7 protein-coding genes and 1 riboswitch are annotated in these 6,811 nt (G+C 37.2%); of the genes, 4 read left to right on the top strand and 3 right to left on the bottom strand.

Annotated elements, in window-relative coordinates; genetic code table 11:
- Positions 1-242 precede the first annotated feature (242 nt).
- Positions 243-1,595, top strand: a complete 1,353-nt coding sequence (locus tag RZN25_12445; GenBank protein ID MEQ6377626.1) for a glucose-6-phosphate isomerase — start codon at positions 243-245, stop codon at positions 1,593-1,595.
- A 171-nt stretch (positions 1,596-1,766) separates the two neighbouring features.
- A complete protein-coding gene (locus tag RZN25_12440) occupies positions 1,767-2,177 on the top strand; it encodes a YugN-like family protein (GenBank protein ID MEQ6377625.1) in 411 nt (136 codons plus the stop codon).
- On the opposite strand, the gene RZN25_12435 is transcribed toward RZN25_12440, so the two are convergent.
- Positions 2,160-3,188, bottom strand: a complete 1,029-nt coding sequence (locus RZN25_12435) for a potassium channel family protein (GenBank protein MEQ6377624.1) — start codon at positions 3,186-3,188, stop codon at positions 2,160-2,162. The two genes, RZN25_12440 and RZN25_12435, sit on opposite strands and share 18 nt — an antisense overlap.
- Before the next feature lie 51 nt (positions 3,189-3,239).
- Positions 3,240-3,659, bottom strand: coding sequence for a DUF4395 domain-containing protein (locus RZN25_12430; protein ID MEQ6377623.1), 420 nt, complete (start codon positions 3,657-3,659; stop codon positions 3,240-3,242).
- 158 nt (positions 3,660-3,817) lie between these two features.
- Between RZN25_12430 and RZN25_12425 the strand changes: the two genes are divergently transcribed.
- Both RZN25_12425 and RZN25_12420 read left to right on the top strand, forming a co-directional pair.
- Positions 3,818-4,876, top strand: a complete 1,059-nt coding sequence (locus RZN25_12425) for a M20/M25/M40 family metallo-hydrolase (GenBank protein MEQ6377622.1) — start codon at positions 3,818-3,820, stop codon at positions 4,874-4,876.
- 83 nt (positions 4,877-4,959) lie between these two features.
- Positions 4,960-5,120, top strand: a riboswitch (FMN riboswitch).
- A gap of 206 nt (positions 5,121-5,326) precedes the next feature.
- On the top strand, positions 5,327-5,896 hold the full coding sequence (locus RZN25_12420) for an ECF transporter S component (protein ID MEQ6377621.1): 570 nt from the start codon (positions 5,327-5,329) through the stop codon (positions 5,894-5,896).
- Positions 5,897-6,363: 467 nt separating this feature from the next.
- Here the strand turns inward: RZN25_12420 and RZN25_12415 are convergent, their stop codons facing one another.
- A complete protein-coding gene (locus RZN25_12415) occupies positions 6,364-6,762 on the bottom strand; it encodes a hotdog fold thioesterase (protein ID MEQ6377620.1) in 399 nt (132 codons plus the stop codon).
- Positions 6,763-6,811 lie beyond the last annotated feature (49 nt).

Genomic DNA, 6,811 nt, shown 5'->3' with positions numbered 1-6,811 from the left:
GCCACATCGTGTGGCAATGCCTACGTGACCCACATCCTGTGGGCCTCACCGCCTTACGTCGATGATCGAGGGCGCTTGCGCTTTTCTTATTTCGAGGGGCACTTTTCTTACTAATTTCACAAAATTTATATAGTGTATACGGTTACATGGGAAGAAGCATCTTGATTTGCTTTCTCTGTTTCGATAAAGTTTGATATGGATACTATAAAGGTATAAGCAATAATTTGAGGAGGCATAAAGAGATGACACATATTAAGTTTGATTATCGTAAGGCCTTATCTTTTTTTGGAGAACATGAACTCACATACATGAGAGATGCTGTGAAACTTGCTCACCACACTTTGCATGAAAAAACAGGTGCAGGCAATGACTATTTAGGATGGATAGAACTACCAAACGACTATAATCAAGAGGAATTTAGCCGAATTAAAAAGGCTGCTAAAAAAATTCAGTCGGATTCCGATGTTCTTTTAGTCATAGGGATTGGTGGTTCCTACTTAGGCGCAAAAGCTGCGCTAGAAATGCTCCATCACTCTTTTTATAACGTTTTGAAAAAAGGACAACGTAAAACTCCAGAAGTTTATTTTGTTGGAAACAATATTAGCTCTACTTACATGAATGAATTAAAGGATGTGCTAGAAGGTAAGGATGTTTCCTTAAACGTTATTTCTAAATCCGGGACAACTACCGAGCCAGCATTAGCATTCCGTATTTTCCGTAAATACTTGGAGGACAAATATGGCAGAGAAGAAGCTAAAAAACGTATTTATGCTACAACGGATAAAGCTAAAGGTGCTCTTAGAACTCTTGCCGATGAAGAAGGATATGAAACATTTATTATACCTGATGATGTAGGGGGACGTTATTCCGTATTAACAGCTGTTGGTTTATTGTCAATCGCAGCAAGTGGAATCTCCATTGATGAAATGATGGAAGGAGCTCAGCTTGCGGTTAAAGAGCTAGAATCCTCTGAATTAGAAGAAAATCCTGCATACCAATATGCAGCAGTAAGAAACATTTTGTATAACAAGGGTAAGACTATTGAAATGTTGGTTAACTACGAACCGGCTCTTCAATATTTCGGTGAATGGTGGAAGCAATTATTTGGAGAAAGCGAAGGAAAAGATTTTAAAGGAATTTATCCATCTTCCGCTAATTTTTCAACAGACCTTCACTCGTTGGGTCAATATGTTCAAGAAGGTCGTCGAGACTTGTTTGAAACCGTTCTTCATGTAGAAGAACCAAAGTCTAATATTACAATTGAAGAAGATGAGCAGGATCTAGATGGATTGAATTATCTTGCTGGTGAAACTGTTGATTTTGTTAATCAAAAAGCCTATGAAGGAACTATGCTTGCCCATACCGATGGACAAGTACCGAACTTAATTGTTCATCTTCCACGATTAGATGCTTATACATTTGGTTATTTGGTTTATTTCTTTGAAAAAGCCTGCGGGTTAAGTGGATACCTATTGGGAGTAAATCCATTTGACCAGCCTGGAGTGGAAGCCTACAAAAAGAACATGTTTGCTTTACTAGGTAAAAAAGGATTTGAGAAAGAAAAAGAAGAGCTTGAAAAAAGATTAAATTCATAAAAATAACGTGAGGATGCCTTCTGATGGGGCATCCTTTTTTATTAGTGCTTGTTTGGTTGATAACACATATTTCGCGAGGAATCATGGATAGAAACGGCCTTTATGATCCATATTTTTCCAATGGTTAGCGGCATTAAGATGGATATGCTAATCACAAAGGAGTGAATACATGTGAAAACAATCTCTTCTGCTATTGAAAATCAAGTGTTTGTCCTGCAAGACATGGAGAAAGTATTAAAGCCTATGGGATTTGTTATAGGTGGTAATTGGGATTATGATCATGGTTCATTTGATTATAAACTAGCCACAGATGGCGGATACCAATTTTTGCGTATTCCCTTTAAAACAGAGGATGGCGAGCTAGATCAAGATGGAGCCATTGTACGTATACAGAAGCCTTATATGTTAACCCATGTTTATCAAGGAGATGAGGACCATGCTGCGATTGGAAATTTTACTGCTACAGTTAACCAATTTCAGGAACCAATCGAAAAAGATGCTCATGTTCCAGAGGAATACATGAAAAAAGGGCGGTCCCTTATAAAACAAGTAGAATCTGCTCTTTTAGGAATTAGGAACTAGGATAAAAAGAGTATGGTTATTTTCAATTACTACATCAGATGGGGGATTCATTTGAATATAATCCCCTTTACTGATTCCTAGAATGGTTTGATCCATATTTCTATATTGTTCCTTTAGATTACCAAAAGTCTGACCGATTTCAGTTTCAGTAGGTTGTTTTTCAAGAAACTTATAGGATTCTAAAAGACCAGAAATCATCCTAAAAGCTTGATGCTCTTGCTGGATTTCATGGTAAAACAATTCACTCATAAATGAATTTGTGCTTAAAACCTTAGTAGCACCAGCGCGATAAGCATTTGTAATTTGATCTTGAGACAGTATTTCCGTAAAAATGGGCAAGTTAGGATTTAATCCTCGACAGGCAATGGTACATAGAATGCTTTGTTGGTCGGCTTCTCCCTCATTCTTTGATTGATCAGCTGTAATTATTACAGTAGATGCTTTTTGGATGTTTGCCTTTTTTAAAATAGAATCTCTTGAAGGATCACCTTTTACAAAATGAACTGGATGTTGTTGATAAGGATAGGAATCTAATGTTTGATCAATAAGAACCATTTTTCGCGAAGGCATATCTTGTTCTATTTTTTCAATTAATCTTCTAGCCTTTTCATTCCATCCAATAATAATGAAGTGATTCTCTCGATGATAATCAACAGATCCTTCCGATAAGTCATATTGTCTTTTTAATGTACTTGCTGAAATAGTTGCCATATAAAACGTGACCACTCCACCACCTGTTAGAATGAGAAAGATAGCAATTATTCTCCCTAAATTCGACAAGGGAACATAATCCCCGTAGCCGACAGTAGATCCAGTAACAAATGCCCACCAAATCCCATCAAAAATAGTAGGGAATTGACTTGGTTCTATCCAATGTATAATGATCCCAAACAAAATCATGAAGGACAAAACAGTTAGCAGGAGTCTTACTAAAACTGGAATTCTGAAGTAATAGTAAAGAAAAGAATAACGCAACATAGAACTCTCCCTCGTATCATCTTTTCTATACATTATCGACAGAATCTCTTTATTCATACAAAAAGAGAACCTTGAATAGGTTCTCTACTGAATTTGTTTTTTGCGGTATTGGTATTGTCCCCATTGAAAGCGAATGTAACATCCTATACAAAAACCAGCAATTGCAATACCTGATGCAAGACCCACCATAATAGAAAATGTATAACCCATCCAGTTTACTCCCATAAGAAATCCAAGGTAGGATAGAAAGAGGCAAGTAACTGCGATGATTTGGTTAAATCTTTGTTGGTCAACATCTTCTAGGATATATTCTTTCACCGGTTTTTTTAGAAATTGTTTTCCGATCCACATAATTGGATTGATCCCAAAAGTTAATCCTATAAGTCCTGCAATAAGTGGAATTAACATAATTTCGTGTACAGAAGTAATTAAAGCTATGATAACAGAAGACAAAATAGTCCATTGATTGAGTCGAACTAACGGTCTAGGTATACTTTTTGGCATAATAATACCAACCTTTCTTATCGGTTTAATGTAATTATATCATATAAAAAGCGATTTTAGAATTTTTTTGTTCACAAAAGGTTTGTTATAATTTAGTGTGTGAGAGTTATATTAGTATGAGATTGATTTTTCACATCAATCGATTAGGAGGAATACATATGAACAGAGAAAAACACGAATTTTTATTGGAGCTTTTAATGACTCCTTCACCATCAAGCATGGAAATGATGATTCAGAAAAAATGGATGGAGCACATGAAACCGTATGCAGATGATATGAGGACTGATAATGCTGGGAACGTCATTGCAGTGTTAAATCCTAATGCACCTTTTAAGGTTTTGCTGGCTGGCCACTGTGATGAAATTGCTTTTGTTGTAACGGGTGTTAGTGAAGACGGTTTTCTCTACATTGATAAAATGGGAGGAATAAGTGCGAAAATAGCCGTAGGAATGAAAATCATGATTTTGGGTTTCGGTAAAACCTTTACAGGTGTTATCGGTGCGAACGCGGAGCACCACGGGGGAGTAAAAGAAAAATTAGAATTTACAGACCTTTATGTTGATTGCGGCTTTGATTCTAAAGATGAGGCTGAAAAATTTGTACAGGTAGGAGATTTAGCGGTATATAAGAGAGAACCAGAAGTCTTAAATGAAAAATTTCTCACTGGAAGAGGACTAGACAACCGTACGGGGGCCTATATTGTTGGTGAAGTCTTAAAGAGATTGTCTAAGGAATCAGTTAATGTTGGGGTTTATGCTGCTAGCACTGTTAACGAGGAAACCAATTTGGGTGGTGCTTATTTTGCCAGTGCTGGAGTTGACCCGACTATGGCAATTGCATGTGATGTAACGTTTGCTACAGATTATCCAAGTGTCGATAAAAGAAAGCATGGGGATATTAAGCTTGGTGGAGGACCAGTTTTAGCTAAGGGTGCGCCGATTAACCGGAAAATGAATCAGTTTCTAGAAAAGGCAGCGAAAGATCTAGATATGAAGGTTCAATATGAACTTACTCCACGTCAAACGGGTACGGATGCTGATAAAATGCGTTATACTGGAAATGGTGTACCTGTTGCGTTAGTATCTTTACCATTAAGGTATATGCATTCTCCTGTGGAAACAGTGAGCTTTAAGGATATAGAAGAGGAGATAGATCTTCTAGTTCACATGATTAAAAACCTTAAAGGAACAGAAGATTTGTGTCCACTTTTTGAATAATAGGAAAGAGTGTGCAGTATGTGAGGCTTTTCACTTTTATTTTCCTTAATTTTATTTTATAATAACTAATGAAAACAATACGATTCCATCTTCGGGGCAGGGTGAAATTCCCGACCGGCGGTAATTAGCCATGTGCTATCAGTCCGCGACCCGTAGGTGCCAAAAGAGGAGTGATCCTCTTCCTACGGTGGACCTGGTGAAATTCCAGGACCGACAGTTACAGTCTGGATGGGAGAAGATGCAGAGCACAAATAGGTGAATTAGACACCTTTAGTTTCTTGCACCCAAAAATGCCCCTAGAGCTATTTAAATGCTTTAGGGTTTTTATGTTCAAGAAACATAGGTGTAATGGTTAGACTAATGATTATGATTAATTGAGCCAAATTTCATATGTTTGTGTTCGCCTTCATCGAGATGTGAATCGGCAAAGGATGAAGGAGGAGATTGGTGATGAACAATTCATCAAAGTTATTCAAGATTATTTTAATATCTCTATTTAGTGCAATGGCAGCTGTATTAATGTTTTTAAGTTTTCCACTTCCTGTGCTACCAAGTTATTTGAAAGTGGATTTTAGTGACATTCCCGCAATTATCGCAGCACTAGTGTTTACTCCAGCAGCAGGTATTCTTGTAGAAGGATTAAAGAATATCCTCTACTTGCTATTAACTGGTGCAAGTGATCCTGTTGGTGTCGCTGCAAACTTCTTAGCTGGTACGATGTTTATTCTTCCTGTAGCATTGATTTATCGTAAGTACAAAACATTTAAAAGTGTTGTTTTTGGCATTATTGTAAGTACCATTACTATGGCAATTGGAATGGGAATTCTAAACTATTTCCTTATCCTTCCAGCTTACACATGGTTCATGGGATTTGAAGAAATGAATGCGCAGGTAAGATGGGTTACTGTATATGGAGCCTTACTTCCATTTAATGCGATAAAAGGTGTGTTTATCAGTTTACTGTTTATCCCTGTATTTATGAATTTAAGACCTTGGTTTGCTAAAAAAGGTTATGTTTAATGGATGAAAGATTCTATCAAAAAATAAAAAGCTGATTCCTCAAGAGAGGAATCAGCTTTTCTAGTGGCAATTGGCACGTATGTGGATGGGTTGGGGTGGCACGCAATCAAGAGAAGTGGCACCTTATCTTCTTAAACTGGAGAAAATCGTCACTTAAAACTTTGAAATTGGCACATAGAAATAGAGAGTGTGGCTCTCAAACAAAGATAGTGGCACCCAAGCAAAGTGAATAGCACGCAAGTTATAAAAGCGTCACTATGCATAAAAAAGTCGTCACTTAAATCGAGCTCTCTAGCACTGAAAATTTTGATATCATCACATAACCTATAAGATCGTCACCCAATGAACTTTAGTAGCACCTAAATTGACCAAAAAGCGCGAAGCTTTGCCCAAATAGATAACTTGACTGGATGGTGCGGTTTTTGTCCCGTCTCTTTTGGAAAAAACACAGAGAAACATTTCCTTGCTTATCCTTTGTTTTTTAATGGGACAACTCCCAACGTGCACCGGGATATACTTATTTTGTTGTCTTCTTCATCAACAATCTGTATCTCCCATACCTGTGTGTTCTTCCCAATATGGATCGGAGTTCCAACTCCTTTGACAATCCCTTCTCGCTTATTTTTAATATGATTTGCATTGATTTCTATCCCGAATACCTGATGAGTGGTTGGATCAATGTTTAGGAATCCGCCTATGCTTGCAACTGACTCAGCTAAGGCAACACTTGCCCCGCCATGTAAGTATCCCATAGGTTGATGTGTTTTAGGTTCAACAGGCATAGTTAATATAACGGAGTCTTTTTCTGATTTTTCTACTTTCATACCGAGCGCTTCCATTAATGTATTTTCGAATGAAACTTCCATCTTACTCCTCCTCATTTTTCTTTCATCTTACTATGAATTTCAAAAAAAT

The sequence above is a fragment of the Bacillaceae bacterium S4-13-56 genome (assembly GCA_040191315.1).
In the GTDB taxonomy this organism is placed as follows: domain Bacteria; phylum Bacillota; class Bacilli; order Bacillales; family JAWJLM01; genus JAWJLM01.
Note: the sequence above shows the minus strand (reverse complement) of the source record. Positions and strands in the feature narration are given on the sequence as shown.